At 62.9% G+C, this 25,562-nt stretch carries 32 protein-coding genes and 1 tRNA gene; 13 read left to right on the top strand and 20 right to left on the bottom strand.

All coding sequences use genetic code 11. The features are described 5' to 3' along the window. Window positions 1-73 precede the first annotated feature (73 nt). Window positions 74-724, bottom strand: a complete 651-nt coding sequence (locus ACGYK9_RS12580; RefSeq protein WP_067264652.1) for a GntR family transcriptional regulator — start codon at window positions 722-724, stop codon at window positions 74-76. A 126-nt stretch (window positions 725-850) separates the two neighbouring features. On the opposite strand from ACGYK9_RS12580, the gene ACGYK9_RS12575 reads away from it, so the two are divergent. Then, entirely contained in the window at window positions 851-1,144 is a 294-nt protein-coding gene (locus ACGYK9_RS12575) for a Dabb family protein (protein ID WP_007118141.1), read from the top strand. An 8-nt stretch (window positions 1,145-1,152) separates the two neighbouring features. Beyond that, window positions 1,153-2,274: an aminodeoxychorismate synthase component I gene (locus ACGYK9_RS12570; RefSeq protein WP_394411156.1), complete on the top strand. Its 1,122-nt coding sequence runs from the start codon at window positions 1,153-1,155 to the stop codon at window positions 2,272-2,274. On the opposite strand, the gene ACGYK9_RS12565 is transcribed toward ACGYK9_RS12570, so the two are convergent. Then, a complete protein-coding gene (locus tag ACGYK9_RS12565; RefSeq protein WP_394411153.1) occupies window positions 2,271-2,957 on the bottom strand; it encodes a M48 family metallopeptidase in 687 nt (228 codons plus the stop codon). The two genes, ACGYK9_RS12570 and ACGYK9_RS12565, sit on opposite strands and share 4 nt — an antisense overlap. 111 nt (window positions 2,958-3,068) lie before the next feature. Here ACGYK9_RS12565 and ACGYK9_RS12560 point away from each other — a divergent pair, with 111 nt between their 5' ends. Then, a complete protein-coding gene (locus ACGYK9_RS12560) occupies window positions 3,069-3,398 on the top strand; it encodes a TIGR02300 family protein (protein WP_168613575.1) in 330 nt (109 codons plus the stop codon). 99 nt (window positions 3,399-3,497) lie between these two features. Next, window positions 3,498-3,573 (top strand) — tRNA-Ala (locus tag ACGYK9_RS12555). A gap of 320 nt (window positions 3,574-3,893) precedes the next feature. On the opposite strand, the gene ACGYK9_RS12550 is transcribed toward ACGYK9_RS12555, so the two are convergent. Continuing rightward, window positions 3,894-4,658, bottom strand: coding sequence for a sulfite exporter TauE/SafE family protein (locus ACGYK9_RS12550; RefSeq protein ID WP_271688395.1), 765 nt, complete (start codon window positions 4,656-4,658; stop codon window positions 3,894-3,896). 142 nt (window positions 4,659-4,800) lie between these two features. Between ACGYK9_RS12550 and ACGYK9_RS12545 the strand changes: the two genes are divergently transcribed. Together ACGYK9_RS12545 and ACGYK9_RS12540 are read left to right on the top strand one after the other, a co-directional pair. Next, window positions 4,801-6,483 (top strand): acyl-CoA dehydrogenase family protein, encoded by a 1,683-nt coding sequence (locus tag ACGYK9_RS12545; RefSeq protein WP_394411149.1) that lies wholly within the window; start codon window positions 4,801-4,803, stop codon window positions 6,481-6,483. Between the two features lie 67 nt (window positions 6,484-6,550). After that, complete coding sequence (locus tag ACGYK9_RS12540; protein WP_394411146.1) at window positions 6,551-6,943, top strand: META domain-containing protein; 393 nt, start codon at window positions 6,551-6,553, stop codon at window positions 6,941-6,943. On the opposite strand, the gene recO is transcribed toward ACGYK9_RS12540, so the two are convergent. From recO to folK, 12 genes are all read right to left on the bottom strand, one after another. Continuing rightward, entirely contained in the window at window positions 6,927-7,649 is a 723-nt protein-coding gene (gene recO / locus ACGYK9_RS12535; RefSeq protein ID WP_394411143.1) for a DNA repair protein RecO, read from the bottom strand. The genes ACGYK9_RS12540 and recO overlap by 17 nt on opposite strands. Then, complete coding sequence (locus ACGYK9_RS12530) at window positions 7,649-7,978, bottom strand: DUF1491 family protein (protein ID WP_394411140.1); 330 nt, start codon at window positions 7,976-7,978, stop codon at window positions 7,649-7,651. Before ACGYK9_RS12530 ends, recO begins: the two co-directional genes overlap by 1 nt. Before the next feature lie 15 nt (window positions 7,979-7,993). Then, entirely contained in the window at window positions 7,994-8,902 is a 909-nt protein-coding gene (gene era / locus ACGYK9_RS12525; RefSeq protein ID WP_168612646.1) for a GTPase Era, read from the bottom strand. Next, window positions 8,899-9,585, bottom strand: coding sequence for a ribonuclease III (rnc, locus tag ACGYK9_RS12520; RefSeq protein ID WP_394411137.1), 687 nt, complete (start codon window positions 9,583-9,585; stop codon window positions 8,899-8,901). The genes era and rnc overlap by 4 nt, the downstream gene beginning before the upstream one ends. Continuing rightward, window positions 9,582-10,418, bottom strand: coding sequence for a signal peptidase I (gene lepB / locus ACGYK9_RS12515; protein ID WP_067264586.1), 837 nt, complete (start codon window positions 10,416-10,418; stop codon window positions 9,582-9,584). The genes rnc and lepB overlap by 4 nt, the downstream gene beginning before the upstream one ends. Before the next feature lie 131 nt (window positions 10,419-10,549). Continuing rightward, window positions 10,550-10,954 carry a holo-ACP synthase gene (gene acpS / locus ACGYK9_RS12510; protein WP_067264589.1) on the bottom strand — a complete coding sequence of 135 codons (405 nt, stop codon included), beginning with the start codon at window positions 10,952-10,954 and terminating at the stop codon, window positions 10,550-10,552. A 147-nt stretch (window positions 10,955-11,101) separates the two neighbouring features. Then, window positions 11,102-11,545 carry a PA2169 family four-helix-bundle protein gene (locus tag ACGYK9_RS12505; protein WP_394411132.1) on the bottom strand — a complete coding sequence of 148 codons (444 nt, stop codon included), beginning with the start codon at window positions 11,543-11,545 and terminating at the stop codon, window positions 11,102-11,104. Between the two features lie 113 nt (window positions 11,546-11,658). Continuing rightward, window positions 11,659-12,411 (bottom strand): pyridoxine 5'-phosphate synthase, encoded by a 753-nt coding sequence (locus ACGYK9_RS12500; RefSeq protein ID WP_322328845.1) that lies wholly within the window; start codon window positions 12,409-12,411, stop codon window positions 11,659-11,661. Between the two features lie 100 nt (window positions 12,412-12,511). Beyond that, window positions 12,512-13,168 (bottom strand): DUF2062 domain-containing protein, encoded by a 657-nt coding sequence (locus tag ACGYK9_RS12495; RefSeq protein WP_067264597.1) that lies wholly within the window; start codon window positions 13,166-13,168, stop codon window positions 12,512-12,514. Between the two features lie 37 nt (window positions 13,169-13,205). Then, window positions 13,206-15,356 (bottom strand): RelA/SpoT family protein, encoded by a 2,151-nt coding sequence (locus tag ACGYK9_RS12490; protein WP_394411128.1) that lies wholly within the window; start codon window positions 15,354-15,356, stop codon window positions 13,206-13,208. Between the two features lie 36 nt (window positions 15,357-15,392). After that, window positions 15,393-15,746, bottom strand: coding sequence for a DNA-directed RNA polymerase subunit omega (rpoZ, locus tag ACGYK9_RS12485; protein ID WP_067264606.1), 354 nt, complete (start codon window positions 15,744-15,746; stop codon window positions 15,393-15,395). 70 nt (window positions 15,747-15,816) lie between these two features. Then, a complete protein-coding gene (folK, locus tag ACGYK9_RS12480) occupies window positions 15,817-16,407 on the bottom strand; it encodes a 2-amino-4-hydroxy-6-hydroxymethyldihydropteridine diphosphokinase (protein ID WP_394411387.1) in 591 nt (196 codons plus the stop codon). A 144-nt stretch (window positions 16,408-16,551) separates the two neighbouring features. On the opposite strand from folK, the gene ACGYK9_RS12475 reads away from it, so the two are divergent. From ACGYK9_RS12475 to ACGYK9_RS12455, 5 genes are all read left to right on the top strand, one after another. Further along, window positions 16,552-17,100: an NYN domain-containing protein gene (locus tag ACGYK9_RS12475; protein ID WP_394403362.1), complete on the top strand. Its 549-nt coding sequence runs from the start codon at window positions 16,552-16,554 to the stop codon at window positions 17,098-17,100. A 251-nt stretch (window positions 17,101-17,351) separates the two neighbouring features. Continuing rightward, the gene (locus ACGYK9_RS12470; protein WP_209216623.1) at window positions 17,352-18,089 is read left to right on the top strand and encodes a LuxR family transcriptional regulator; all 738 of its coding nucleotides are present in this window, start codon (window positions 17,352-17,354) and stop codon (window positions 18,087-18,089) included. Window positions 18,090-18,149: 60 nt separating this feature from the next. Next, window positions 18,150-19,100: a 4-hydroxy-3-methylbut-2-enyl diphosphate reductase gene (gene ispH, locus ACGYK9_RS12465; protein ID WP_394411125.1), complete on the top strand. Its 951-nt coding sequence runs from the start codon at window positions 18,150-18,152 to the stop codon at window positions 19,098-19,100. Between the two features lie 54 nt (window positions 19,101-19,154). After that, window positions 19,155-19,619, top strand: a complete 465-nt coding sequence (gene rnhA, locus ACGYK9_RS12460) for a ribonuclease HI (RefSeq protein WP_394411122.1) — start codon at window positions 19,155-19,157, stop codon at window positions 19,617-19,619. After that, complete coding sequence (locus ACGYK9_RS12455) at window positions 19,616-20,239, top strand: trimeric intracellular cation channel family protein (RefSeq protein WP_394411119.1); 624 nt, start codon at window positions 19,616-19,618, stop codon at window positions 20,237-20,239. Before rnhA ends, ACGYK9_RS12455 begins: the two co-directional genes overlap by 4 nt. A gap of 10 nt (window positions 20,240-20,249) precedes the next feature. Here the strand turns inward: ACGYK9_RS12455 and fmt are convergent, their stop codons facing one another. The 4 genes from fmt to def (ACGYK9_RS12435) are packed head-to-tail and all read right to left on the bottom strand — an operon-like array spanning window position 20,250 to window position 22,703. After that, window positions 20,250-21,158 (bottom strand): methionyl-tRNA formyltransferase, encoded by a 909-nt coding sequence (gene fmt / locus ACGYK9_RS12450; protein ID WP_394411116.1) that lies wholly within the window; start codon window positions 21,156-21,158, stop codon window positions 20,250-20,252. A 38-nt stretch (window positions 21,159-21,196) separates the two neighbouring features. Further along, window positions 21,197-21,694, bottom strand: coding sequence for a peptide deformylase (def, locus tag ACGYK9_RS12445; RefSeq protein ID WP_394411114.1), 498 nt, complete (start codon window positions 21,692-21,694; stop codon window positions 21,197-21,199). Beyond that, complete coding sequence (def, locus tag ACGYK9_RS12440; RefSeq protein WP_394411111.1) at window positions 21,691-22,188, bottom strand: peptide deformylase; 498 nt, start codon at window positions 22,186-22,188, stop codon at window positions 21,691-21,693. Before def (ACGYK9_RS12440) ends, def (ACGYK9_RS12445) begins: the two co-directional genes overlap by 4 nt. Continuing rightward, a complete protein-coding gene (def, locus tag ACGYK9_RS12435) occupies window positions 22,185-22,703 on the bottom strand; it encodes a peptide deformylase (RefSeq protein ID WP_394411108.1) in 519 nt (172 codons plus the stop codon). Before def (ACGYK9_RS12435) ends, def (ACGYK9_RS12440) begins: the two co-directional genes overlap by 4 nt. A 96-nt stretch (window positions 22,704-22,799) precedes the next feature. Between def (ACGYK9_RS12435) and ACGYK9_RS12430 the strand changes: the two genes are divergently transcribed. After that, window positions 22,800-23,969: a MalY/PatB family protein gene (locus ACGYK9_RS12430; RefSeq protein WP_394411105.1), complete on the top strand. Its 1,170-nt coding sequence runs from the start codon at window positions 22,800-22,802 to the stop codon at window positions 23,967-23,969. A gap of 39 nt (window positions 23,970-24,008) precedes the next feature. On the opposite strand, the gene ACGYK9_RS12425 is transcribed toward ACGYK9_RS12430, so the two are convergent. Beyond that, the gene (locus tag ACGYK9_RS12425) at window positions 24,009-24,365 is read right to left on the bottom strand and encodes a hypothetical protein (protein WP_209216633.1); all 357 of its coding nucleotides are present in this window, start codon (window positions 24,363-24,365) and stop codon (window positions 24,009-24,011) included. Between the two features lie 173 nt (window positions 24,366-24,538). On the opposite strand from ACGYK9_RS12425, the gene ACGYK9_RS12420 reads away from it, so the two are divergent. Beyond that, the gene (locus ACGYK9_RS12420) at window positions 24,539-25,513 is read left to right on the top strand and encodes a glutathione S-transferase family protein (RefSeq protein ID WP_394411102.1); all 975 of its coding nucleotides are present in this window, start codon (window positions 24,539-24,541) and stop codon (window positions 25,511-25,513) included. Window positions 25,514-25,562: the final 49 nt, after the last annotated feature.

The following is a 25,562-nucleotide window of genomic DNA, read 5'->3' as shown; positions in this document are numbered from 1 at the left end:
CAGATGTGAAGCTGGTCTTTTCCATATGCCTTTGATGCGCCGCTGCTGCCCGGCTGTCAAGCCATGGGCGGGATCAGCTGGCCAGCATGCGCAGCCCTTGGGTCACATCCGAACGCACCGCCAGCCGCAGCCCCGGCTCATCGCCCGCGCGCAGGGCGGCGATGATCAGACGGTGGAAATGCGGCGGCTCGGTCCGGCGCAGGCGGCCATAGAGCGCGCGCATGGTGGGGCCGAGTTGCAGCCAGACCGTTTCTGCCATGGCGAGCATAGCGGGCGCTTGGGCACGCAGGTAGAGCGTGCGGTGAAATTCGAGATTGGTGCGGATGTAGCTGACGGCATCGCGATGGGCCACGGCCTCGGCGATATTGGTGTTGATCGTCTGCATCCGCTCGATCAGCGCCATATGGGCGCGTGGCAGGGCGCGTGAGGCAAGCTCGACCTCCAAGAGCGCGCGGAGGGCGGCCAATTCCTCGATCCGCTCGTTACTGAGCTCGGGGGTGGAGATGCGCCCGGAGGTCGACATGGTCAGCGCCCCCTCTGCCGCCAGCCGCCGCACCGCTTCGCGGGCCGGGGTCATCGAGACCTCATATTCCTTACCGATGCCGCGCAGGGTCAGCGCGTGGCCGGGCGGCAGATCGCCATGCATGATCCGCGCGCGCAGGCGGCGGTAGACACGATCATGGGCCAGCGGCGTGGCCTCGACAGGGCGTGGGGTCAGGTTCATGATGCGGTTGTGATCACAAACCAGCCACCCGTCAAGCGCGGCATTTTGCAGCCAAGACGCGATCACCCGTTGTCGCGGGCCTTGCGGCGATTTATCGGAGGTCAAACTGCCTTAAGGAGACGCGCCGTGACCAAACGAAACTTCATCCGTCATGTGGTCTTTTTCTCGGCCAAAGACCCCAAGGACATTCCGACGATCGTGGCGGGGCTTTGGAAATTGGCCGACATTCCGCATTCGACGACTTTCGAGATCTGCGAAAACACCCGTGTTGATGCGCTGTCGGGGGATGTGGATGTGGTCGTCTATGCCGAATTCCCGGATGCCGAGGCGCTGGCCGCCTATAAGGCGCATCCGATTTACCAAGAATCCATCGATATCGTGCGGCCCCTGCGCGATATGCGCGTGCCTGCGGACTTTTAAGGCGCGCCATGGCTGGCCCTTGCGTTCTTTTCGACACTGGCCCGCTGGGGCACGGCACGGCCTTCACCGCGCCGCGGCGGATCATCAGTGCCGATACCCCGGCTGAGGTGCCTGCGGCCTTTGCAGCACTTGAAGCGGCGCAGGAAAGCGGCGCGTGGTTGGCGGGCTATGCGAGTTATGAATTGGGCTATCTCGGCTCGCACAAGCTACGTGAGTTGATGACCGCGGCGCGCGGGCTGCCCCTGCTGCGCTTCGGCGTTTTTGATGCGCCTGAGGCTTATGGTTTTGCCGAAGATGCGGGTGATGCCAGCCTATCGGCGCTCACGCCGGATTGGGATTTTGCGCAGTATCAGGCCGCCTTTGCCGAGGTGCAGGACTTCATCAGCGCGGGGGACATCTATCAGGCCAATCTGACCTTCGGGATGGAGGGGCGCTATACCGGGACGCCAGCGGCGCTTTATGCCCGGCTGCGCCAGCGGCAAAGCGTGGCACATGGGGCTTTCGTCGATCTTGGCGGCCCTGTGCTTTTGTCACGCTCGCCGGAGTTGTTCTTTGCGCTCACCGCCGAGGGACAGCTCACCGCCCGTCCGATGAAGGGCACGGCGCGGCGCGGGCGGGATGCTGCGGAGGACGCGAAGCTGTGCGCCGACCTTGCGGCTTCGGAAAAGAACATGGCCGAGAACCTGATGATCGTGGACCTTTTGCGCAACGACATCAGCCGGATCGCCGAGGCGGGCAGTGTCGAGGTGCCGAAACTGTTCGAGATCGAGACCTATGAGACCCTGCATCAGATGACCTCGCGCATCACGGCGCAGGTCTTGCCGGGAAAGCGGTTGACCGACCTTTTTCACGCGCTTTTTCCCTGCGGCTCGATCACCGGCGCCCCCAAGATCCGGGCGATGCAGATCCTGCGCGCCTTGGAGCCGGCCCCGCGCGATGCCTATTGCGGGGCAGTGGGCTGGGTCGCCCCCACGGGTGCGATGCAGTTCAACGTGGCGATCCGCACGGCGACCTGTCACCCAGAGGGGCGGCTGCGGCTGAACGTGGGCGGCGGCGTGGTGCACGACAGCACGGCCGAGGATGAATATGCCGAAGCGCTGCTGAAGGCGCGTTTCGCCACGCTGGCCTAGAAGCGATAGCGGTGCAGCCCGCCGCCGTGGTCGCGCAGCCATTGGCGCGGCGCCTGATAATCGCCGTAGATCCGCGTGACCGCGGCCCAGAAGGCGGGGGAGTGGTTCATCTGTGCCAGATGCGCGACCTCATGCGCGGCGACATAGTCCAGCACCTCGGGCGGGGTCATGATCAGCCGCCAAGAGAACATCAGCGCCCCGTCGCTGGAACAAGACCCCCAGCGGGAGCGCGTATCGCGCAGGGTGATGCGGGCATAGGGCTTGCCCAGTAGCGCGGCGTAATCATCGCAGGCCCCAGCGAGGCGGTCCCGCGCCACCTCGCGCAGGTGTGCGGCCAGACGTTTGCCCAGGCTTTCCTCCGGGCCGGGCACGAGGATCTCTTCGGGGCCAATCCGCACACCCCTCCCCTGCCCGCCGCGGACGCGCAGCAGCTTGCCGCCCACCGGAAGCTCTGCCCCGGGGGCCACGATCACATCCTCACCCCGCGCGGCGAGGTGTTGGCGAATCCAGTCTTGCTTGCTTTCGGCAAAGGCCAGCGCCTCACGCTCCGCCAGCCGTTTCGGCATCGTCAGGGTCACCCGCCCGTCCAGTTGCGAGATGCGCAGTGAGATGCGCCGCGCGCGCGCCGAACGGCGCAGGATCAGCGGAATCGGCGGGTTGCCGGGCAGCACAGGGTCTTTCATTACCGGAGCAACGTCCCTAGATAGAGGCCAAAGCCTTTGACAGTGCCCCCCTCATATGGCACTTGGCCGGAATCATCTACACGCAACAGCAATATTATAAAGGGGTGTTTCATGCCCAACGAAGAATGGGGAACCAAGCGCCTGTGCCCCACTACGGGCAAGCGCTTCTATGACCTCAACAAGAATCCGATCATCAGCCCCTACACGGGCGAAGAGGTCGAGGTCGACAATTCCAAGTCGCGCATGATCGCGGCGGACGCCGAGGATGCAGTCACAGCCAAAGCCAAGAAGGGCGACAAGGCTGATGAAGAATCCCTGGTGGATGACGATGACGCGGTCGATGTGGATCTGGACGACGACATCCTCGACGATGACGACGATGATGACGATACAGTACCGCTCGACGACCTCGCCGATGTGGCGTCGGACGACGAAGATTAATTAATCGGCGGCGGGGTCAATTTTCCGCTTGATCCCGCCTCCGCCAGCGCCTAGACAGCGCCACAGAACGACCCGGATCACACGATCACGATCCACGATGGGGCCTTAGCTCAGCTGGGAGAGCGCCTGCATGGCATGCAGGAGGTCAGCGGTTCGATCCCGCTAGGCTCCACCATCACCCTCCGCTTCGATTTTGCTATGCGTCGCCCGATAGATGGGCTGACTGACGCGCATCCGCTGCGCGGCTACTCTGAGTCAGCGGTTCGATCCCGCTAGGCTCCACCAAACACCTTACGAAGTAAGGTGTGACGCGCGGCAGTCGCTTCGAAGAAGCGATGAGAGCGCAAACCCACCCTACTCAAAATCGGACAATGCTAGCGCCTAGCTGCATACGATGCGTCGCGATCGTTTCCTGAGGGTCATCGCCTTCCCGCGTGCAAGCGATGGCCCGGTGCCTGCGGCCGGCTTCCGGGCCCGGGGGGCAACTTCAACCGATTAAAAAATCGCCCGCCGGATCAGGTTCAACCCCGCCACCATCAAGACCACCAAAGTCATCTTGCGAAACAGCACCGGATCAACACGGTCCATCACCTTGCTGCCGAGCCAAACCCCCAGCATCACCGGCAGAATCAACAGCGCCGAGAAGGGCCAGGTCTGCGCGTTCAGAACGCCCGAGCCGATATGCGCGACGAGAAGCGCCACCGCGCCCAGCCCGTAGATCACCCCTTGGATCCGCATCTGATCATGTTTCGCGGTCCCGAGCGCGGTGAGATAGGCCACCGTAGGCGGCCCCCAGATGCCGGAAATCCCCCCGACGGCCCCGGCAAACCCGCCCACCAGCGCCTCGACCTTCGTCGACCGCTGGGCCAGATGAAACTGATGTTTCGACAGTTGCAGCAGCGCAAAGAGCACCACCGGCACGCCGATCATCAGCAGCATCACGGTCGCCGGCACCAGCCGCACCATCTGGGCGGAGAGCACCAGCATCACGCCACCGCAGAGCAGAAACACCCAAAACAGCTTGATCGACCGCAGCGCGGCCTGCGGCCCCTGCCGCAGCGCTTGGAAAGCGTTGGCCAGCACCGTGGGCAGAATCAACCCCGCCAAGGCCAGATCGGGCGCCATGAAGGTCGTGAGACCGGAAATCAGCACCAGCGGCAGGGCAAAGCCCACCACGCCTTTGACGAAGCCACCGCAAAGACCGATTGCAAGTGCAGCATAAAATTCGAACGGGGTGAGAAAGGGGAAAATACTGTTCATACCGTTACATAGCACCCTCCTCCGGGGCCGCACGTCAAAAATGACTGCGCAAGATTAGAACAAAATGCCGCAGCAAAACGTATCTTTGTTGTGCTGCGACTGCGAAGGGTCTATGCCTGTCCCAAGCAAGAAAGGACAGCCCATGGCACATGACGGTCAGGACATGACGATGCATCGCGTAATTCTCGACGATCTGATCGGGCAGACCGGCGCGGCCCTGCCGCCGCTCGACCAGTTGCTCGAAACCGCCACCGCCGCGGTCCGCGCGCAGGTGAGCGATGGCGACCGGGTTTCGGCCAAGCTGATCGAGGCCAATCAGACCGCCGCCCACGGGCTTGCTTGGCTCGCCACCTATGTCCAAGCCCTGCGGCAAATGCAGCTTTGGGCCGAACGTCTGCAAGGCGAAGGCCGCTTTGGCGAGGTGGAGCAGCTGCTGCACCAGATCGCCTTTGGCGAATACCTTTGCCAGATCAGCGGCGGCATCCAGATGAACCAAGGCGAAATGCTGCGCCTGCAAGATCTGGGGTTGAGCGCCGAGGATGAGGCCGCGCTCAACGACCCCGCGATCACCAGTCTTACCCGCGCGGGCAACACCCAAGCCGCGCGCAGCCGGCTGGTCGAACTGATGCAAGAACGTAGCGCCGATGTGACCTTTGGCGTCAGCGGTCTGGACGAAGAGCTTGAGATGATCCGCGACCAATTCCGCCGCTACGCGGTGGAAAAGGTCGAGCCGCACGCCCATGACTGGCACCTCAAGGATGAGCTGATCCCGATGGAGGTGATCGAGGAACTGGCCGAGATGGGCGTTTTCGGCCTGACCATCCCCGAAGAATACGGCGGGCTGGGCCTGACCAAAGCGTCGATGTGCGTGGTCAGCGAAGAGCTGTCGCGCGGCTACATCGGGGTCGGCTCGCTGGGCACCCGCTCGGAAATCGCCGCCGAACTGATCCTCTGCGGCGGCACCGAGGCGCAGAAAGAGAAATGGCTGCCCCGCATCGCCAGCGCCGAGACCCTGCCGACGGCGGTCTTTACCGAGCCGAACACCGGCTCCGACCTCGGCAGTCTGCGCACCCGCGCTGTTAAGGACGGGGATGACTACAAGGTGACCGGCAACAAGACATGGATCACCCATGCCGCGCGCACCCATGTGATGACCCTGCTGGCGCGCACTGATCCCGAAACCAGCGATCACCGCGGGTTGTCGATGTTCCTCGCCGAGAAAACGCCCGGTGATGATGCCAATCCCTTCCCCACCCCCGGCATGACTGGCGGTGAGATCGAGGTACTGGGCTACCGCGGGATGAAGGAATACGAGCTTGGCTTCGACGGTTTTGAGGTGAAGGGCGAGAACCTCCTCGGCGGCGAAGAGGGGCGCGGCTTTAAACAGCTGATGGAGACCTTCGAGAGCGCCCGCATCCAGACCGCCGCCCGCGCCATCGGCGTGGCGCAATCGGCGCTCGATATCTCGATGCAATACGCCCAAGACCGCAAGCAGTTCGGCAAATCACTGATCAACTTCCCCCGCGTCTCGGGCAAGCTGGCGATGATGGCGGTGGAGCTGATGGTAGCGCGGCAACTGACCTACTACAGCGCTTTCGAGAAGGACGCGGGACGCCGCTGTGACGTGGAGGCGGGGATGGCAAAACTGCTCGGCGCCCGTGTCGCTTGGGCGGCAGCCGACAATGGCTTGCAAATCCACGGCGGCAACGGTTTCGCGCTGGAGTACAAGATCAGCCGGGTGCTTTGCGATGCGCGAATCCTCAACATTTTTGAGGGCGCTGCCGAGATTCAGGCGCAGGTTATCGCCCGCCGCCTTCTGGGGTGATCCACCGGGGTTGCAAGCGCTGCCGATGTCAGAGACATAGGCGGCGCTTCAACCCAAAGGACAGCCCATGCGCAGCTTTCTGATCCTCGCCGCCCTCAGCGCCCTGCCGCAATGCCAAGGCGATGAAACCGTCCGAGCCTATGGCGCGGGCGACAAGACCTGGCATCTGGTGGAGTTGGACGGCGAGCCCTTCGATGCTCGCGCGACCCTAACCTTCCCAGAGACCGGCAAGATCGCCGGGCAGGCCCCCTGCAACGCCTATAGCGCCGCGATGACGGTGCCCTACCCGTGGTTCGACACCGGCCATATCGCCGTCACCCGCCGCGCTTGCCCCGACCTTGCGGGCGAGACGGCGTTCCTGGATGCGCTGACAGAGGTGACCATCTCAGACGTGCTGGGCGACACGCTGATCCTATCGGACGACAGCGGCGAACGTTTGGTTTTCAAAGCCGCCGACTAAAGGCATCGACAAAGCGCGCGCGGGCTTCCGGCAGGGGTTTGCCGCCCAAGTCCCGCGCCAGATGCACGGTCAGGAAATGCCCCGTCGTCCGCAGCCCCTGCGCCACCTCAGCATCATTGCCCGCGCCGCCGCGCAGCACGGGCGGCAGGGGCAGGAGCCGATCCGCCCACTCCCCCGCCCCCTTGGCCGAGACTGCGCGCCCAGTCTTGGGGGAGACATAGATCAGCCCTTCGGTCGCGCCGGTCACCGCGCAGGCGTCGAGGTCGAGCGCATAGCCCATTTCCTCCAAAAGGCGCAGTTCCCATTTGAGGTAAGCCAGCGGCCAGACATCGCCCTGCCCCAGCATATCCAGTAGCGCCTCAGTCCGCTGGTAAAGCGCCGGATGCGGCTCGCGTTCGGGCAGGCAGAAGGCCAAGAGCCCGGTGACCGCGTTCAGCCCCGCCAGCGCCAGACGGTCCTGCATGGCCACGGCGGCGCGGCTGCGCAGCGGCTCGACGGTGAAAGCGCCGATATGGTCTTCAAGCCGCGCGCGCCATGCCACGTCAAGCTGCGCACCGGGCTGCAGGCTGGGCGCGATCTTGCGGCTGGTGCCGCCGCGAACGATGCCGGCGTGGCGGCCTTGGGCGGGGGTGAAGACCTCAATGATGGCGGAGGTCTCGCCATGTCGCCGCGCGCTCAGCAGGATGCCCTGATCGCGCCATTCCATCAGGCCAACCCCGGCTCGTCCAAAAGGTGCCGCCCGGCGCGGTCCTCGACCTCGATCACCCAGAGGTCGGGATCGAAGCTACGCTGGCGCGAGACGGTGGCATCGACCTCCCCCTCGTCGCCCGCGGCCAGTTCGACCCACTTACGTTCGCCGCTCATCAGATCGAAGGAACGCTGGAACAGCACCGCGCGGCCATCGAGCGTTGCCAGCTTCACCAGCACCGCGCCGCCGGTGTCATCGCCATGGGCCACAACGAAAGCCGGAATGTCCTGCAGGCGCAACCGCGCGAGATAGGCATCGACCCAGAAGCGCGCGGTCAGGCGGGCCATGGCAGACCTCTGGCGTCAGTCATTGCCATCTTTGAAATCCAGGCCCATCTCGGAATAGCGCTCGGCCTCTTCCAGCCAGTTGGCGCGGACTTTTACCTGCAAGAACAAATGCACCTTGCGGCCAAGGAACTCTTCGAGTTCCTCGCGCGCGGCCTTGCCCACGGCCTTGATCGTCTCGCCCTTGTTGCCCAGCACGATGCCCTTGTGGCCGTCACGCACGACATAGACCAACTGGTCGATCCGGGCGGAACCGTCCTTGCGCTCTTCCCAGTTCTCGGTCTCGACCGTCAGCTGGTAGGGCAGTTCCTGATGCAGGCGCAGGGTCAATTTCTCGCGGGTGATCTCGGCCGCGATGTTGCGCATCGGCAGGTCGGCGATCTGGTCTTCGGGATAGAGCCACGGGCCTTCCGGCACCTCGCCCGCCAGCCATTCGCGCAGGGTGTCGGTGCCGTGGCCGCGTTCGGCGGAGATCATGAAAGTCTCGGCAAACGCGAACCGCTCGTTCATCTTCTCGGCCAGCCCCAGCAGCACCGGCGCCTCGACGCGGTCGATCTTGTTGATCGCCAGCGCCACGCGGCGGCCCTTGGCGATGTTGCCGAGCTCTTCGAGGATGCGTTCCACGCCCTCGGTCACGCCGCGGTGCGCCTCGATCAGCAGCACGATCACATCAGCATCCGCGGCCCCGCCCCAAGCGGCGGCGACCATGGCGCGGTCCAGCCTACGGCGCGGCTGGAAGAGCCCCGGCGTGTCGACGAAGACCAGTTGCGCATCGCCCTCCATCGCCACGCCGCGAATGCGGGCACGGGTGGTCTGAACCTTGTGCGTCACGATCGAGACCTTGGCCCCGACCATGCGGTTTAGCAGGGTGGATTTGCCCGCATTGGGCTCTCCGATCAGGGCGACGAATCCGGCGCGGGTGGTCATGAGTTACTCTCCAATTGCCGCAGCAACGTGGTGGCGGCGGCCTGTTCGGCGGCGCGTTTCGAGGGTGCGGTGGCAGCGGCTTCGGCACCGTTGTCGAGCCGCGCTGTAATGGTAAAGACGGGCGCGTGATCCGGGCCGCTGCGGCCTGTCTGCACATAGCGCGGCGGGTTCAACCCGCGCGCCTGCGCCCATTCCTGCAAAGCGGTCTTGGCGTCGCGGGCGTCTTCCTTGACGGTTTTGAGGCGGTCGCCCCAAAGCCGCAGCACGAGGTCTTTGGCGGCGTCAAAACCACCGTCCAGATAGACCGCGGCGATCACCGCCTCGATCGCATCGCCCAAAAGCGCCTGCTTGCGCCGCCCGCCCGAGATCATCTCGGACCGACCGAGCTTGAGCACCTTGCCCAGATCAATCTCACGCGCCACATCGGCGCAGGTTTCCTTGCGCACCAATGCGTTGAAGCGCGGGGCCAACTGGCCTTCGCTGGCGCCGGGATCAAGCGCCAGCAGCGCTTCGGCCATGACAAGGCCCAGCACCCGGTCGCCCAGAAACTCCAACCGCTGGTTGTCATCGCGGTTGGCCGAGGACATGGAGGCATGGGTCACCGCGCGCACCAGCAGCTCCGGCTTGGCAAAGTGATGGCCAATCCGGGTCTCGAAGGCTTTGAGGTCTCCGCTTAGTTTCATCTGACAGCTTCGAAGAAGCGGTCGCCGCGCCATGTCCAGAAGAACAGCATCGAACGCCCGGCAGAGCTGAACATGATGCGATCCGCGCGGCCAATGAGGTTTTCAAAGGGCACGAACCCCACGCCCCCGGCGCGCTGCGCCAGACGGCTGTCGGCAGAGTTGTCGCGGTTGTCGCCCATGAAGAAGTAATGCCCCTCGGGCACGGTATAGACGCCCGTGTTGTCCGACTGCTGATTGGTGATGTTCAGAGTCGGGTAGGACACGCCATTGGGCAGGGTTTCGATCTGGCGGCTCTTTTCGCAGGTCGCCCCTTGGCCCACGGGGCCGTTTTCGCAGCGCGGGCGCAGTTGTTGCGGGCCTTGGGGGGCCATGACCTCTTCAAAAGTGCCCGCATCTTCGACCTCGACCGGGGTGCCGTTCAGGCTGATGACACCGTTTTTGATCTGCACCTTGTCCCCCGGCAGGCCAATCAGGCGCTTGATATAGTCGCGGCCCGAGACAGGATGACGGAAGACGACCACATCGCCGCGCTCAGGCTCGGAGCCGAAAAGACGCTCGTTATCGCCGTCAAAGACGCCGCAGACATCCTTGGCGTCAATCTCGATCCCGACACCGGGCAGCATCAAGCTGGGGCAGGACGCATAGGAATAGCCGTAGGCCATCTTGTTCACGAAGAGGAAATCACCAATCAGCAGCGTCTCTTTCATGGAGCCGGAGGGGATCCAGAAGGGCTGGAAGAAGAGAGTCCGAAAGACACCGGCGATCAGCAGCGCCCAAAAGATTGTCTTGATGGTTTCGACAAAGGCGTTGCCGGTTTTTTCCTTAGCGGCCATGCGGCGCTCCTGACATATCGGTTTGGGGTTACATGCGGGGCCGTGCGGGCCAAGTCAAGTAAAGCGAAGCCGGATCGGCCTGCCCCGCGTGCATATGACGCGAAACGGCGGGGCGCGCCAGCCTATGCAGCCTAATCGGCAAGAGGGCGCGCTTCGATCACCACGAAAGCCTGCGCCCAAGGGTGATCGTCGGTCAGGGTCACATGGATGATCGCCTCATGCCCCGGCGGGGTCATCGCGGCCAACCGGTCGGCGGCCCAGCCCGTCACCTCCATCACCGGCTGACCGCTGCGCAGATTGCTCACCGCCATGTCGCGCCAAGCGATGCCCATGCGCAGCCCGGTGCCAAGCGCCTTTGAACAAGCCTCTTTCGCGGCCCAACGTTTGGCATAGGTGCCCGCCACGTCATGGCGCCGCTCGGCCTTGCGTTGCTCGACCTCGGTGAACACCCGGTTGCGAAACCGGTCGCCGAAACGGTCGAGCGTGCCTTGGATACGCTCGATATTTGCCAGATCAGTGCCGATGCCGAGGATCATTGAGTGCCATTCTTGCCGCGTGACGGGGCCGGTGGCCCTTTGCCCTCAATAGATCACGCGGCGAAAGCGAGGAAAAGCGGCAATCCGACCCGAAAACGCCGCCCCGCGGGAACGGGACGGCGTTGAATTTACCACAGGGCGCGGCGCTTAGGCTGCGACGTGGCGGGCCTTCTCGGCTTTCGCCTCGTCGATGGCGCGCTGAACGGCGGCGCGTTGTTCGGTCAGGAATTCATAGCCGGGGTGGCCAGCAGTGGCTTTGATCGCATCGTCGTAGTTTTCGACCAATGCGGATTCGCCGTTGATGATCTCGTCATAGACAGCTTCGTTGTCGCCGGTCACCGCGTCGCGCAGCTTCAGCCAACCGCGGTGAGCCGATGCGGCGGCAGAGCCTTCTTCGGATACATCCACGCCGTCGACGCCAAGCTGGCGGTGCAGTTCTGTGTGGAACTTCTCACGTTCCGCGATGCGCTGGTCGAAGAAGCCGACAAATGCCGCTTCATCCGAGACCTGCTTGCGGGATTCACGATAGCCGTCGCGGCTGTCGATCAGGCGGGTGTGCAGTTTCTTCAGCGTGTCGATATGGTCGCTCATTGGTGCCTCCTTAGGTTTGTTAACCAGTCTGGCGACCCAACGCGGCCAAGGCCGCTTTAGGTCCGGAGGGAGGCACGCTTTGAGAGATTTTCCGCCACCGGCGGGCGGCAGGTTCAGCCCTCGCGGGCCTCATCCATCAGGCGGCGCATCTCGGCAATCGCGGGTTCCAACCCGAGGAAGATCGCCTCTCCAATCAGGAAGTGCCCGATGTTAAGTTCCCGCACCTCGGGGAAAGCGGCGATCGGGGTGACGGTGTCATAGGTCAGCCCGTGGCCCGCGTGCACCTCAAGCCCGAGAGTGTCGGCGAAACGCGACATCTCGCGCAGCTTGTTGAGTTCGACATCCGCCTCATCCCAACGGCCCTCGGCGAAGGCATCGCAATAGGCACCGGTGTGCAATTCGATCACCTCTGCGCCGATGCGGTTGGCGGCTTCGATCTGTGCGCGTTCTGCCGCGATGAAGATCGACACCCGGCTGCCCGCCTCGCGCAGGGGCGCGATGAAATGGGCCAATTTGTTCTCTTCCCTCGCGACTTCCAGCCCGCCTTCGGTGGTCCGCTCTTCACGCTTTTCGGGCACAATGCAGACCGCGTGGGGCTTGTGGCGCAGTGCGATCTTTTGCATCTCATCCGTCGCGGCCATCTCGAAGTTGAGCGGGACCGACAGCACCTCCATCAACCCTTCGATATCGGCATCCGAGATATGCCGCCGGTCTTCGCGCAGATGCGCGGTGATGCCATCGGCCCCGGCCTTTTCCGCGATCTTGGCCGCGCGCAGCGGGTCGGGATAGGCGCCGCCCCGTGCGTTGCGCACCGTCGCCACATGGTCAATGTTCACGCCCAATCTCAGCTTTGGTTGATCCGCCATCTCGATTCCCCTTGCATCACTTGCCCCGACCATAGGTCGGAACTTTCGCCAACCCCATAGGGAGAAGCGATTTTTCCCGAAAATTGATGGCGCGACAGGATCAGTCTGCGTGGCGCTTGGCGTCGGCCTTTTGCGCCGCCTTATGTTTGAGCGCCTCGAACTTGGCTTTGATCATGCCGCGCCGCCGCTTTTGATAGGCGCGCAGCACCGGGACCGAGATGTAATAGGCGATAGAGGCGCAGATCATCCCAGGCAGGATGCCCCCGATCAGATAGGGGTAGAAGACCTGATGGAAAAACACCGTCAGCCCGGTCCAATCCATCTGGGTATCGGTAAAGATCGCGACGAAATTCTCTTTCAGATCGCGCCCAGCGTCGAGAAACTTACCCCCGAAAGAGCGGTGCGCCGTCGGCGCCACGGGCGCGCCGAGGATCCAATGCCCGGTTTGCAGGGCCGCGATGCCGATGGGCACATAGGTCAGCGGATTGCCAAAGAAGGTCGCCATCAGCGCAGCAAGGATATTCGCCCGCATCACCCGCCCGATCAGCGCGGCCACGATGAAATGCAGACCATAGAAGGGCGTAAAGGTGGTAAAGACCCCGGCCCAAATGCCGCGCGCGATGCGCTCGGGGCTGTCGGGCAGCCGCCGCATCCGGTGTTTGACATAGTGAAACGCACGCGTCCAACCACCGCGCGGCCACAGAAACTCGGCCAGCGCGCGCAGGGTCGGTTTCGGATCGCGGCGTTTGAAAATCAAGTCTCAGGTCCAGTATCGGCGTTTCGTCTGCGCGGGGTCAGGTGGTCTTTTCGACGGTCTTTCCCATGCTCATATTGCGGTGCCTGCTGACATCGGCGACCTCACTTTCGGCTTCGAGCGTGGACATCAGCGAATGCAGGTGACTCACGTCTCGGAGATCCACATAGACCACCAGCCGGTAAAAGTCAGGCTTGCGCTCCACAAACTCCAGATCCGAAATATTGGCCGAGGCTTCGCCGATCAAGGTGCAGACCCGCCCCAGAACGCCCGCGCCATTGCCGATGGTGATGTCCAGCGCGCAGGTATAGACCGCTGGATGGCTGCCGTCATGCCAACGCAGATCGAGCCAGCGTTCGGGCTGATCCTCATATTCCGAGAGGCGGTCACAGTCGATGGCATGGACAGTCACGCCCTTGCCCCGGAAGGTGATGCCGACGATCCGCTCACCGGGCAGCGGGGTGCAGCAGGGCGCGCGGTCAAAGCTCTGCCCCGGCTCTAGCCCCACGACCGCGCGGCGCACGTCGATCTGTTCGCCCTTTTGCGGGGCAAGGTCGGGATAGACGCATTCCACCACTTCGCGGCCCGTGAGCTCCGAACTGCCAAGCCGGGCGAGCACCTCATCGGGGCCATTCAGCCGCATGTTCTTGGCCACGGTATGCAGCACCTTGTCGGTGGCCTTTTTGCCCACCTGCGCAAAGGCCGAGCGGGCCAATTCGCGGCCCAGTTTGATAAAGCGCTCGCGGTCGACCTCCCGCAGGGACCGCCGGATTGCCGACTTGGCCTTGCCAGTGGTGGCGATATCGAGCCATGTGACCTGCGGTGTTTGCCCCTGCGCGGTGGTGATCTCAATCGACTGACCGTTTTTGATCCGCGTCCAGAGCGGCACACGCATCCCGTCGACCTTGGCGCCAACGCAGGCATTGCCGATCCGGGTGTGGATCGCATAGGCAAAATCAATCGGCGTCGCCCCGCGCGGCAGCTTCACCACATCGCCTTTGGGCGTGAAGCAAAAGACCTGATCGGCGTACATCTCGAGCTTCACCGCTTCGAGGAAATCTTCGTGGTCAGTCTCAGCGTCGAACTGTTCGGTCAACTGGCTGATCCATTTGGCGGGATCAACGGCAAAGGGGTTCCGGCTGCGCACGCCGTCGCGGTAGGACCAATGGGCGGCAACGCCGGTCTCGGCCACGTCATGCATCTGACGGGTGCGGATCTGCACCTCCACCCGTTTGCCATCGCGGCCCGAGACGGTTGTGTGGATTGACCGGTAACCGTTGGTCTTGGGCTGGCTGATGTAATCCTTGAACCGCCCCGGCACCGCGCGCCAGCGGCGATGGATCGCCCCGAGGGTGCGGTAGCAGTCTTCCTCAGAGGCGGTGATGACGCGAAAGCCGTAGATGTCGGACAGGCGGGAGAAGCTTTGCTCCTTCTCCTCCATCTTGCGCCAGATCGAATAGGGTTTCTTGGCCCGGCCAAAGACTTCGGCTTCGATATCCGCCTTTTCCAACTCTACCCGCATATCGCCGGTGATGCGCTGGATCACATCGCCAGTGTCGCGTTGCAGGGTGATGAAGCGGCGAATGATCGAGGCGCGCGCCTCGGGGTTGAGGACCCGAAAGGCGAGGTCTTCAAGCTCTTCGCGCATCCACTGCATGCCCATGCGGCCCGCCAGAGGCGCGTAGATATCCATCGTCTCTCGCGCTTTTTTGATCTGCTTGTCCGGGCGCATGGATTTAATCGTGCGCATGTTGTGCAGACGGTCGGCGAGCTTGACGAGGATGACGCGCAAGTCCTTGGACATCGCCATGAAAAGCTTGCGGAAATTCTCGGCCTGTTTGGTCTCGGTCGAGTTCAGCTGAAGGTTGGTCAGCTTGGTAACACCATCGACCAATTCCGCGACTTCTCCGCCAAAGAGGCTTTGCACCTCGGCATAAGACGCTTTGGTGTCTTCGATCGTGTCGTGCAGAAGGGCGGTGATGATCGTCGCGTCGTCAAGCTGCTGCTCCGTGAGGATCGCAGCGACGGCGACGGGGTGGGTGAAATATGGCTCACCGGAATGGCGAAACTGCCCCTCATGCATCCGCGCCCCATAGTCGAAAGCGGTGCGGATCAGGGGTTCGTTGGTACGCGGATTGTAGCCTTGAACGAGAGCGATCAGGTCGTCGGCAGTGATGTCGGCGCTGTTCATGCCATCTGCCTCATAGCCCCGGCCGGGGCGCGGGGGTTAGCCCTGCCCCTGTGCGGCCATCAACTGGCGCAGCAACATTTCTTCGGACATGCTGTCTTCTTCGGGCTTGTCCTCTTCGGCACCCATCAAAAGCGCCATGGCGTCTTCTTCGGGCTCGTCGACTTCGATCTGGCTCTGGTTGCTTTCGATCAGACGCTCGCGCAGATCATCGGCCGACTGTGTCTCTTCGGCGATTTCACGCAAGGACACGACGGGGTTCTTGTCGTTGTCACGGTCAACGGTCAACTGCGATCCGGCAGAGATCTCGCGGGCACGATGTGCGGCCAGCATGACGAGTTCGAAACGGTTCGGAACCTTATCCACACAATCTTCGACGGTGACGCGGGCCATGAAGCCTCCAATATCTCATTTGCTGCCAGAAGTGCCGTATTTAAGCCGCCTCGGGCAGATTTACAAGCCGTTATTGCAGCCGCCGCACCTCGGCACGATCCCGCTCAGGCAGGGCTTCGAGCAGGGCGCGCACGGGCTTTCCAATCAGCGGATGCACCCAATTGGGGGCCACATCGGCCAGCGGCACCAAGACGAAGGCGCGATCCTGTAGCCGGGGATGCGGCAGGATCAATTGCTCCGGCGTGCGCCCAATCTGTGCTTCCAAAGGCAACTCGCGCCATATCTTGTGGGTCTGGCGGTCTGGCAACACGATATCATCACAGGCCAAAAGATCCAAATCTAAGGTCCGCTGCCCCCAGCGTTGCACCCGCTCGCGGCCCATCTGCGCCTCGATCCGGTGCAAGACGCCAAGAGCGGTCTGCGGATCCCACGGCGCTTCGAGCCAGGCGGCGGCATTTACATAGTCTGGCCCTGCCCCTGCGGGAAAGGCCGGAGTGTGATAGAATGCACTTGTGGCGCGAATCACCGCGCCGGACGTCTGCAATAGCTTTAAAGCCGATTTTAGCGTTTCCTGAGGCTTACCCACAGAAGATGCAAGGTTACCGCCGAGCGCAACCAGAAGACTATACTTTCGTATAGGGCCTCTACTGCTTAATTCCATACCCTCGGGGTCTTGCGACATCGTTAAAAAGCCTTAGTTATGCACCCTGATGTGGGGGCATCGCCAGAGGTCACGGATTTATTAATCCGCGGCGATTACAGTTCAAACCGGGAATACGGCGAAGCCTGCCGAAAGGATAGTTTAATGTTCTACAAAGATGAGCGGTTGGCGCTTTTTATAGATGGCTCCAACCTCTACGCCGCGGCAAAGACGCTGGGCTTCGACATCGACTACAAGCTGCTGCGGCAAGAGTTCATGCGCCGCGGCAAGCTGCTGCGCGCCTTCTACTATACCGCGCTTTTGGAAAACGATGAATATTCGCCGATCCGCCCGCTTGTCGACTGGTTGAACTACAACGGCTTTTCCATGGTCACCAAACCGGCCAAGGAATACACCGACAGCATGGGCCGCCGCAAAGTCAAAGGCGACATGGACATCGAGCTGGCCGTCGATGCGATGGAACTGGCCCCGCGTGTCGATCATATCGTGATCTTCTCTGGCGATGGTGATTTCCGCCCGCTGGTGGAAAGCCTGCAGCGCCAAGGCGTGCGCGTCTCCGTCGTCTCCACGATCCGCAGCCAGCCGCCGATGATCTCGGACGATCTGCGCCGCCAAGCCGACAACTTTATCGAGCTTGATGACCTGCGTGACGTTATCGGCCGCCCGCCGCGCGACCCCGCACCGCACGAATAAAAGACGCATCTCCGTTTCGCGCAGAACCATGCCGCCCCGTGCGGCAGCGGCCTTACTGCGCGTGGCGCCTGGATGATGGGCAAACGAATACCAGGCCAGCGACTGTGGCGTCACTGGCCTGTGAAATTTCTAAAATACCCCAGGGAAGATACAATACAGCACATGAACCCATGCGTTCCCCTTGATCCCACACTACCTGCTCCCGTAGAAGTAGACGACCCCCCGAAAAAGGGGGGTAAAAGTGAGGGAAGATGCTGTTCGATGCCGCTGTACGTTTGGAAAAGCTGCAAGATGTTAGCGCGCTTTGGGATGGGATTGTAAAGACATTTCGAAAGACCGGCTTTACCCACGCCATCCACATCAGCGTGGGTGCGGATTTCAAAGACGCTCAGTTTCTGTCGACCATACCCGACCTTTACGATGACCTCCCGCCCGAGGATGACCCATTCCTGCACCACTCGTGCAACAGTTATGATGTGCTGACGATCGGCCAAGCCTTCGTACACCTCTACCCCGATGTCACCCCGTCCGAGCATTCGCTGATCGCCCGCGCGGGGCGCGAAGGTCTGCATGCTGCCTTTGCCGTGCCGATGCGGCTGAAGGGCTCCGAACGTTTTGGCGGTTTCATCGTCGGCAACGGGATGGAGGCCGAAGAGTTCGAGCGCGCCTTCAGTGACATCGCCGAGGATCTGCGCCTCTTCTGCCTGCTGATGCACCGCCGGATCGAAGACCTGACCGGCACCGCGCCGCTGCCCCTGCCCGAAAACCCTTCGGCTTTCGACAAACTCAGCCCGCGCGAAGCCGAAGTGGTGAACCTGCTGGCCCACGGCTATACCCGCCAGCAGACCGCGCACCGCTGCAACCTCTCTATCCATACCGTGTCGGACTATGCGAAATCCGGCTACCGCAAGCTCGGCATCCGGAACCGGGCGCAGGCGGCTGCGCTGGTGCACGCCACGGCGGGCGAGCCTGCGCCCAAGTCGGACTGACGGGCTGGACGAAGCGGGCCCAAGCCCTTACCTCTGCGCCAACCGTCCGGAGATTTCGCCATGACCAAACCGCCTCTTACCCTCTACCTCGCCGCGCCGCGCGGATTCTGTGCGGGCGTGGACCGGGCGATCAAGATCGTCGAAATGGCGATCGAGAAATGGGGCGCGCCGGTCTATGTGCGCCATGAGATCGTGCACAATAAATTCGTCGTCGACGGGCTGCGCGACAAGGGCGCGGTCTTTGTCGAGGAACTCTCCGAATGCCCCGACGACCGCCCGGTGATCTTTTCCGCCCATGGCGTGCCGAAATCCGTGCCCTCGGCGGCGCAGGCGCGCAACATGATCTATGTCGATGCCACCTGCCCGCTGGTCTCCAAGGTGCATATCGAGGCGCAGCGCCATGCGGATGCGGGCCTTCAGATCATTATGATCGGCCATGCGGGCCACCCTGAAACGATCGGCACCATGGGTCAATTGCCCGAAGGCGGTGTGCTGCTCGTTGAAACGCCCGAAGATGTGGCCGAGGTCGCCGTGCGCGATGACGCGCATTTGGCCTATGTCACCCAGACCACGCTCAGCGTCGATGACACCGCCGATATCGTGGCCGCCCTACAGGCGCGCTTCCCCGCCATCATCGGCCCGCATAAAGAAGACATTTGCTATGCCACGACCAACCGTCAGGAAGCGGTCAAAGCCATGGCGCCGAAATGCGACGCGATGCTGGTGGTGGGCGCGCCGAATTCCTCGAACTCCAAACGGCTGGTCGAAGTCGGCGCCCGCGCGGGCTGCGCCTATGCGCAACTGGTGCAGCGCGCCGATGACATCGACTGGCGCGCGCTAGAGGGCATCGGCAGCATCGGCATCACGGCGGGCGCATCGGCCCCCGAAGTGCTGATCAATGAGGTGATCGACGCCTTCAAAGCGCGCTATGACGTGACCACCGATCTGGTCGAAACCGCGCAGGAGAACGTGGAATTCAAAGTGCCGCGCGTTCTGCGCCAACCCGCCTGATTGACCGCCGCGCGCCAGCCGCCTAAACCGCGCTGGAAACTGCCGGAGATACCCATGCCTGACCTCTACGCCTATACTGACGGTGCCTGTTCGGGCAATCCCGGCCCCGGCGGCTGGGGCGTGCTGATGCGCGCGATGGACGGCGACAAAATCGTCAAGGAACGCGAGTTGAAAGGCGGCGAGGCGCAGACCACCAACAACCGCATGGAGTTGATGGCCGCGATCTCGGCCTTGGAATCACTCAGCCGCCCGACCGAGATCACGCTGGTGACTGATAGCAACTACGTCAAGAACGGCATCACCGGTTGGATCTTCGGCTGGAAAAAGAACGGTTGGAAGAACGCGGCCAAAAAGCCGGTCAAGAATGCCGAGCTTTGGCAACGGCTGGACGCCGCGAATGCGCGGCACAATGTAACGTGGAAATGGGTCAAGGGCCACGCCGGCCACCCCGAGAACGAGCGCGCCGATGAACTGGCCCGCGCGGGCATGGCCCCCTTCAAAACGGGCGGCAAGAAGTGACCCTGCTGGCCCTGCTAGACTATGCCGCCGTGCTGGTCTTTGCCATCACCGGCGCGCTTGTCGCCAGCCGGGCGCAGCTTGATATCGTGGGCTTTGCATTTATCGCCTGCCTGACCGCCGTGGGCGGCGGCACGATCCGTGACCTTCTGCTCGACCGCAACCCGATCTTCTGGATCGAGACCCCCAGCATGTTGGGCGTGGCCATCCTGGCCGCTTTGGTGGTGTTTTTCACAGCCCACCTGCTGGAAAGCCGCTTTCGCACTCTGATCTGGCTCGACAGTCTGGCGCTTGCCGTCGCGGTCGCGGCAGGGGTTGGTGTGGCGATGGCGCAAGAGCAATCCGCGCCAATCATCATCGTCATGGGCATGATCACCGGCTGTATGGGCGGGCTGATGCGTGATGTGGTGGTCGGGCAGCTGCCGCTGGTGCTGACCCAAGGCGAGCTTTACGCCACCGCAGCGCTCTCAGGTGCCGCCGTTGCCGTGCTGCTGGCGCCCTATTTCGATGGCACGCTCTACCCGCTGCTGGCCTGCGCCGTGACGACTTGGGTGCTGCGTGCCGGGTCGCTTTATTTCGGCTGGCACCTGCCGGTCTACAAAAGCACCCCGCCCAAAAGCTGAACGCTCAGCCTCAGCTAAGACGCGCACCCATTGCGATCTGCGCACCGCGTTGAAACACATCCGCCTCCTGCACACCTTTGCCCGCGCGCTGTAGCCGCGTCAGCCGCACCGCTCCGTCGCCACAGGCGATGCGCAGCACGTCCGACAGCACCTCACCCGGCGCGCCGGTACCCTCGTCCAGCACCGAGCCGAGGACTTTCACCCGCTGGCCGTCAATCTCGAACCACGCGCCGGGGAAAGGCGACAAGCCCCGGATCAGCCGGTCCACCTCAACCGCGGGGCGGGTCCAGTCGATGCGCGCTTCGGCCTTGTCGATCTTGGCGGCATAGGTGGCGCCCTCTTCGGGCTGGGGCTGCGGCGTCAGATCGGTGAGTTGCGACAGCGCCTTGTTGATCGCCACCGCGCCCATGGCGCTCAGCCGGTCATGCAATTGTGCCGTCGTCTCATCGCTGCCGATCTCGGTCTCTTCGCACAGCAGCACCGGCCCGGTATCCAGCCCCGCTTCCATCTGCATGATGCACACGCCGGTCTTCTCGTCGCCCGCCATGATCGCACGGTGAATGGGCGCCGCGCCGCGCCAGCGCGGCAGCAGGCTGGCGTGGATGTTGAGGCAGCCATGTTTCGGCGCGTCGAGAATGGGCTGCGGCAGGATCAGACCGTAGGCCACGACCACCGCCGCATCGGCCTCAAGCGCCGCGAATTCTTCCTGCGGCTCGGGATGTTTGAGCGAGACCGGATGCCGCACCAGCAGACCAAGCGCTTCGGCGCGTTGCTGTACCGGGCTGGGGCGGGGTTTCTTGCCGCGCCCGGCGGGGCGGGGCGGCTGGCAATAGACCGCAGAGATCTCATGCCCGGCCTGCACCAGCGCATCGAGGATCGGCACCGAGAAATCGGGCGTGCCCATGAAGATCAGTCGCATCTGTTCACTCCTGCCGGACAGCGCCTTGGAGAGCGCCGTCAGCCGTTCAGTTTGCGTGCCTTGCGCAACAGCATGTCGCGCTTGGTTTTGCTGAGGTTGTCGAAATACATCTTGCCCGCCAGATGGTCGATCTGGTGCTGCACGCTCACCGCTTCCAGCCCGACGAAATCACGCTCCACCTCGGCTCCCGTCTCGTCAAGGAACCGTACCTTCACCCCACGCGGGCGGCGGATCACGGCGCTGAGACCGGGCAGGTTCGGGCTGGCCTCCTCGTAAGGATGCAACACGGCAGAGGCATCGACGATCACCGGGTTCGCCAGCCGGATGCGTTTGTTGCGCGCTTCCGAGGCATCGACCACCGCCACCTGCAACATCACCCCGATCTGCGGCGCGGCAAGGCCGACGCCGGGCATGGCGTCCATCGTCTCGATCATGTCGTCCCAGAGGGTCCGGATTTCATCCGTCACCGCCTCAATCGGTTCGGCGGGGCTGCGCAGGCGTTTGTCAGGCCATGGAACATAGCGGCGTAGGGTCATTGTACGTTGAACTCCGCAATCTTGGCCGCACGGGTCTCCGCGTCGAGGTGATCGAAGGTCACCACGCCATCAAGGTGATCCATCTCATGCTGCGCGATCAGCGCGGCGGCGCCTTCCATGCTCTGCACATAGCGGCCCCCGTTCAGACCGGTCCAGACCATCTGCACCTGCGCAGGGCGCGAGATGTCGGTGCTGATGCCGGGGATGCTAAGACAGCCTTCGGTATTGGTCACCCGCTCTTCGCCGATCTCTTGAAACATCGGGTTGATGCAGACCAGCGGGTCGGACTTATCCTCTTTCCAGCCCGCATCCATCACGAAGATCCGCAGCATCGCGCCCACCTGCGGCCCGGCAAGGCCACGCCCCGGGGCGGCATACATCGTTTCCAACATATCGGCGGCGAGGCGTTCGATCTCCGGCGTGATCTCTTCGACCGGGGCGCAGATCTCGGCCAGACGCGGGTCGGGCCAGCAGAGAACCTCCAGCACGCTCATCCGCGCGCCAGCTCGCGTTTGAGCTTGACCATCTTGCGGGTGATCATCTGGCGTTTCAGCGGCTTGAGGTAGTCGATGAAAAGCTTGCCGTCGAGGTGGTCGATCTCATGCTGGACGCAGGTCGCCCAAAGCCCGTCAAAGGCCTCCTGCTGCTCGTTTCCGTCGCGGTCGAGCCAGCGCACCTCAACCTCCGCCGGGCGGGTCACCTCGGAATATTGGTCGGGGATGCTGAGACAGCCTTCTTCATAGGTGTTGAGCGCGTCCGAAGAGGCCACGATTTCGGGGTTGAACATCAGCAAGGGCCGGGGCGCTTCGCCCTCTTCCTTGACGCAATCCAGCACGATCACCCGGCTCGACACGCCGATCTGCGGCGCGGCAAGGCCGATGCCGGGCGCATCATACATGGTGGTCAACATATCATCGCCCAGCACGCGCAGCTCGTCGCTGAGATCGGCGACGGGGGCTGCGGCTTTCTTGAGCCGTGGATCGGGGTGCAAAAGGATCGGGCGTTTCATCCCGCTCATTTAGGCCATGCCCGTGCATCGCGCAACCGGGGGCTTGCAGCGCCTGCGGCAGCCGTTAGCTTGGCCGCAATATCAGGAGAGACCAGCATGAGCTTTGACGACATCATCGACCGGCGCGGCACCCATTGTGCGAAATGGGACAAGATGGAAGCGATCTATGGCGTGCCCGCGGATACCGGCATCGCCATGTGGGTGGCCGACATGGATTTCCGCCCCCCGCAAGTGGTGCAGGACGCGCTTCAGGCCCAGATTGATCACGGGGTGCACGGGTATTTCGGCGATGACAGCAAATACCTTGCCGCGATCCAATGGTGGATGGAAAACCGCCACGGCTGGAAGGTCGACGCCGAGGCGATCTTTACCACGCATGGTTTGGTGAACGGCACCGCCATGTGCGTCGACGCCTTTACCCAGCCCGGCGATGGCGTTGTGCTGTTCACGCCGGTCTATCACGCCTTCGCCCGCGTGATTAACGCCGCCGAGCGTCGGGTAGTGGAATGCCCGCTGACCAATGCCTCAGGCCGTTACGAGATGGATTTCGATGCCTATGACGCCCTGATGACCGGGGATGAGAAGATGGTGATCCTCTGCTCGCCGCATAACCCCGGCGGGCGGGTCTGGAGCCGTGAAGAACTGCAAGGCGTGGCCGACTTCGCCAAGCGGCACGATCTGGTGCTGGTCTCGGATGAGATCCACCACGATCTGGTGATGCCGGGGCACAAGCATATCCCCATGGCCCAGATCGACGGGATCGAAGACCGACTGGTGATGATGACCGCCACGACCAAGACCTTCAACATCGCGGGCGGCCATACCGGAAACGTCATCATCCACGATCCTAAGCTGCGCGAGCGCTTTGCCCGGCGCATGGCGGCCTTGGGCGTTTCGGCAAACTCCTTCGGGCTGATCATGGCGACCGCCGCCTATTCGCCCGAAGGGGCCGCTTGGGTGGATGAGTTGACCGCCTATCTCGACGGCAACCGGCAGCTCTTCGACGAGGCGGTGAACGCGATCCCGGGGCTAAGCTCGATGCCGCTGGAATCGACCTATCTGGCTTGGGTGGACTTTTCGGGCACCGGCATGGCGCCTGCAGAGTTTCAGGACCGTGTCGAGAAAAGCGCCGCCATTGCCGCCAACCACGGCGCCACCTTTGGCACGGGGGGCGAAAGCTTCATGCGCTTCAACCTCGCCACCCCGCGCGCACGGGTCGAGGAAGCCTGCGAGCGGCTCACCAAAGCATTCAGTGATTTGCAGTAACGAAACGGCGCGGCGGGGCAGCCCCGCCGTGCCGCCCTTTCAGGCGCGGCCGTCTTCGATCAGACCCAGCGGCGCATCGGCGGGGCGTTCGAAATCAAGCGGCGGACGGTCTGCCACGGCAGTCGCGCGTTTGAACTCATAGCGCATCTCGCCCGCTTCTTCCTCACTCGCCACGATCAGACATTGGAACAGATGCAGGCTGCCGTCATAGAGATCGACCAGCCCGCGCAGCTTCGGCGCATCCTGTGCATCGACGGAGAAACCGGTCTTCCACATGCGCAGTACGCGGTAGACATCACCGCCCGCCTCAAGCCGTAGGCGCGCGCCCTTGCGCAGGCTTGCCATACGCGCGGCATCCAGCCCCGCCTGTATTTCTTTCGACAGAAATTCTTCCATGCGCAATCCCCCCGCTGATGCCTCTAAGCTGGCGGAAAGCGTAGAAAATTCAAGTTAAGAATTGGTGACGTTTGGGCAGTCTGCATCAGCGCAGAGCGGCTGCGCGCCTATGAAGATGGGCGGCCCCCGCGCCCTGCCCTAGATATACCCTCAAACGCGGAAAGGAGAACAAGATGGGCCTATTGGTCGACGGTAAATGGCAAGACAAATGGTATGACACCAAATCCTCGGGCGGCAAGTTTGAGCGCAGCGAGGCCAAGTTTCGCAACTGGGTGACCGCCGATGGCAGCGCCGGACCAAGCGGCGAAGGCGGGTTCAAGGCAGAATCGGGCCGCTACCACCTCTACGTCAGCTATGCCTGCCCATGGGCGCATCGCGCGCTGATCTTCCGCCAGTTGAAGGGGCTTGAGGATCACATCGGCGTCTCTGTCGTACATCCCGATATGCTGGGCGAGGGCTGGACCTTTGACACGGATTTCCCCGGTGCCACGGGCGACACGCTTTTCGGCCTGCCCTATGCCCGCGACATCTACACCCGTGCCAATCCCAATTTCACAGGCCGCGTCACCGTGCCGATCCTCTGGGACAAAGAGCGCGAGACCATCGTCAGCAATGAGAGCGCCGAGATCATCCGCATGTTCAACAGCGCCTTCAACGCGATCACCGGCATCAACGATGACTATTACCCCGCGCAGCTGCACGACCGCATCGAAAAGGTGAACGCCCGCGTTTATGACACGCTGAACAATGGCGTCTACAAAGCTGGCTTCGCCACCACGCAAGAGGCCTATGACGCCGCTGTGCATCCGCTCTTCGACACGCTGGATTGGATCGAAGACATCCTGTCGCAGAACCGCTACCTCGCGGGCGACCGGATGACCGAGGCGGACTGGCGGCTTTTCACCACGTTGGTGCGCTTCGACAAGGTTTATCACCTGCACTTCAAATGTAACCGCCACCGGATCGTCGATTACCCGAACATCTGGGCCTATACGCGCGAGCTCTATCAGGTGCCGGGCGTGGCCGAGACGGTGAACTTCGACCATATCGTGCGGCACTATCACTACAGCCATGATACGATTAACCCGCACCGCATCATCCCGATCAATCCGGTGCTGGACTTCGACGCGCCGCACGGGCGCGGCTGACCTCTCCTCCCCCTGCCCCGTGGAAGACGCTTGATCGTGCAGCGCTTTT

Origin of the sequence: Sulfitobacter sp. 1A15258, from assembly GCF_043557045.1 — a bacterium.
Lineage (GTDB): Bacteria > Pseudomonadota > Alphaproteobacteria > Rhodobacterales > Rhodobacteraceae > Sulfitobacter > Sulfitobacter faviae.
This window is presented reverse-complemented; position numbering and strand designations above follow the sequence as displayed.